This window comes from Spirillospora sp. NPDC049652, from assembly GCF_040675125.1.
Lineage (GTDB): Bacteria > Actinomycetota > Actinomycetes > Streptosporangiales > Streptosporangiaceae > Spirillospora.
The window spans coordinates 1-2,954 of sequence record NZ_JBFAOF010000898.1 but is presented as its reverse complement, the minus strand read 5'-3'; the positions used below and the strand labels follow the sequence as shown (position 1 = coordinate 2,954).

Here is a 2,954-nt window from a genome sequence, read left to right as displayed (position 1 = left end):
CGAGCCGCAGCAGCGGGTCGGCGAGCAGGGGGCCGAGCAGCAGGCCGGGCAGCACCACGGCGAGCCCTTCGGCGAGCGTGAGCCCGGCGAGCTGCCGCATCCCGGCGCCGCGCGTGCGCATGAGGGCGAGTTCGGTGCGGCGGTGGTCTGCGAGGAGCCGGGCGACCAGCAGCCACGCGTACCCGGCGAGCAGGATGAGCTGGAGCACCGGGACGAACATCGTGGACCGGGCGACCAGGACGGCGAGGGAGAGCTGGTCGGCGAGCGCCGGCAGGTCGCTGGAGACGGCGAACGTCGTGCCGTCGCCGTACTTGCGGAGCGTGTTCGTCGAGTCCTGCATGCGCCTGCCGAGCCCGCGGAGTCCGGAGACGTCCAGGTGGGACAGGTCGTTGCGGACGAAGAAGGTCATGTCGCCGCCCGCGGCGGAGAAGCGCTTCCGGTAGACCTCGGGCGCGAGGACGAGCGGGCCGTGGGTGGTGTAGTTCTGCTGCTCGACCCCGGTGGTGACGAGCGGGTCGCCGTGCCACAGGTAGTCCGCCGGGCTCCGCACGTCGAACGTCCCGACGAGGCGCACCTTGACGGCGGAGGTCTTGTCGATGCGTCCGTGGACGGTGAAGACCGCGCCCGGCTTGAGCTTCATCCGCTTCGCGGCCGCGCCCGGCAGCACGGCCTCGGCGGTGCCGTCCGAGGTGGCGGCGGGCCAGCGCCCGGCCGACAGCCGCGCGTGCTGGTCGATGCCCATGTAGGTCGCGAACTTCGTCAGCTCGGGGCGCTGCGCGCGCTCCTGGCCGGGCAGCGTGTAGGAGTCGCTCTGCGCCGTCGACTCCAGCCGGTAGGGGATGCCGGCGTAGCTCCGGCGGAGCGCCTGGTCGAGCTGCTTGGTCGTCTCGTCGTTCTGCCCCGGCAGGACGGTCACGACGATGGTCGCGCCGATCTGCGCGTTCTGCGCGAGCGTGCGGCGCAGCCCGTCGCGTGTCACCGCTCCCGCGTAGCCGACCAGCGCCGCGAGGACCGTGGTCGCGAAGAGCGCGGTGGCGCACGCCGCCAGGACCAGAGTCCGGTCGCTGGCCATCCGCCGTAGTACCAGCCCCGGATGCCACATAGAGGCTGATGATCAGGTGGCGTGAACCATGCCACAAGCCCCTGTCATGGTTTCTTGGGCAAACCGCAACTTTTACGGGTTTGTCGCCGCAGCCGGCGTCCTATCGGCCCGTCCCAAACCGGACGGCGCGGCGACAGGCGTGGCAGCGCAGGCGTACAGCAGCTCACGCAGACCGGGAAGCGACTCGCGGTCCGCCCGCCACACCAGGCGCAGGCTGATGTCCGGAACCGGCAGGTCGAGCCCGGCCAGCGTGCCCCGCCGGACGGCGTCGTCGACCGCGAACCCGGGCAGCAGCGCGATCCCGAGGCCCTGCTCCGCCCACGCCCGCACCACCGGCACGCCGCCGGCCCGGACGCGGTTCGGCTCGGGCCCGAGGAACCGGTCGGCGGCGAGCCGGAACGAGCACTTCTCCACGTTGACCAGCAGCGACTGGTCCCGCAGGTCGGCCCGCGTGAGGTTCGGGCGGCCGGCGAGCGGGTTGTCGGGGGCGGCGACCAGCGCCAGCGGGACGGGCTCGACGTCCAGGAACGTCAGCGGGGCCTCCGGTTGCGGGAAGCCGAGGTCGCCGAGCGCCGCGCCGGTGTCCAGCAGGAGGGCCGCGTCCAGGGTGCCGCCGATGACGTCCGCGAGCAGTTCGTCCCGGGCGGCCGAGGAACGCACCTCGACGCGCTCCGGAGCGACGCCCGGCGAACGCGCGGACAGCCGTGCCAGCACGCGCGGGACGTGCGTCGCGGCGATCGTCTCCAGCGCGCCGAGGCGCAGCGCCGACGCGGTGCCGACGACCTCCCGCCGGGCCTCGTCGGCCGCGTCCAGCAGCCGGCGCGACCAGGTCAGCATGCGCTCGCCGGACGGGGTGAGCCGCATCCCGCGCGCCGTCCGGTCGAACAGCGGCACGCCGAGCGACTCCTCCAGCGCGCGGACGCGGGCCGAGACGCTGGACGGCGCGAGGCCGAGCGCGACGGCGGCGTCGGTCACCGTCCCGTGCCGGACCACCGCCTCGAAGACCCGCAACTGCCGGAGCTCCACGCCACGCCCCCCACCCGATCGTTCGGATTTTCCGAACGCAGCGTACGCGACGGCCGGTGGAGGCGGACGCCATCGGCCGCGAGCCTGGTCGGCATGACGATCACCGCTACGGCGACGCCGACCGGCACGCGGGCGATCCCGCTGGTCGGCGTCTCGCTCGGCTACTTCATGGTGCTGCTCGACATGACCGTCCTGTCGGTGGCCGAACCCGACCTCGCGTCCTCGCTGCACGCCTCGATGTCCGGGCTGCAGTGGGCGACGACCTCCTACACCGTCGTCTTCGCGGCGCTGCTGCTCACCGCCGGAGCCGTCGCCGACCGCTTCGGCGCGCACCGGGCGTTCCGCTCGGGCATCGCCGCGTTCGGGGTGCTCTCGCTGCTGTGCGCGGCGGCCCCCGGCCTCGGCGCGCTGGTCGGCCTGCGCGCGCTGCTCGGCGTCGCGGCGGCGGCCTGCGTGCCCGCCTCGCTGGCCATGATCTCCCGGCTCTACCCGGACGCGCCGGACCGCACCCGCGCCCTCGCCACCTGGGCCGCGATCAGCGGCAGCGCGGTCGCGGCGGGCCCGGTCCTCGGCGGCCTGCTGGTCGGCGCGGCGGGCTGGCGCGCGGTCTTCGTGGTGAACGGCCCGATCGCGCTGGTGGTGCTGGCGCTGACGGCGGGCGCGGCGGTGCGCTGCCCGGCCGGCACGCGCCGGATCAACGTCCGCTCGCAGATCGCGGTCGTCGCCGCGCTCGGCCTCGCGACCGACGCGCTGATCGCGGCGGGCGCGCGCGGCTGGGCGAACACCGCGGTCTCGGGCGTCGCCGCCGGGTCGATGCGCGCGTCCC

3 protein-coding genes are annotated in these 2,954 nt (G+C 74.8%); 1 reads left to right on the top strand and 2 read right to left on the bottom strand.

Annotated features, from left to right (window positions below):
* A partial coding sequence (locus AB0J52_RS34550) for an FtsX-like permease family protein (protein WP_500187102.1) occupies positions 1 to 1,102 on the bottom strand: 1,102 nt, incomplete at its 3' end.
* 72 nt (positions 1,103 to 1,174) lie between these two features.
* Positions 1,175 to 2,128, bottom strand: coding sequence for a LysR family transcriptional regulator (locus AB0J52_RS34545; protein WP_500187101.1), 954 nt, complete (start codon positions 2,126 to 2,128; stop codon positions 1,175 to 1,177).
* Positions 2,129 to 2,221: 93 nt separating this feature from the next.
* On the opposite strand from AB0J52_RS34545, the gene AB0J52_RS34540 reads away from it, so the two are divergent.
* Positions 2,222 to 2,954 (top strand): MFS transporter (locus AB0J52_RS34540; RefSeq protein ID WP_500187100.1); only part of this gene is annotated, 733 nt, incomplete at its 3' end.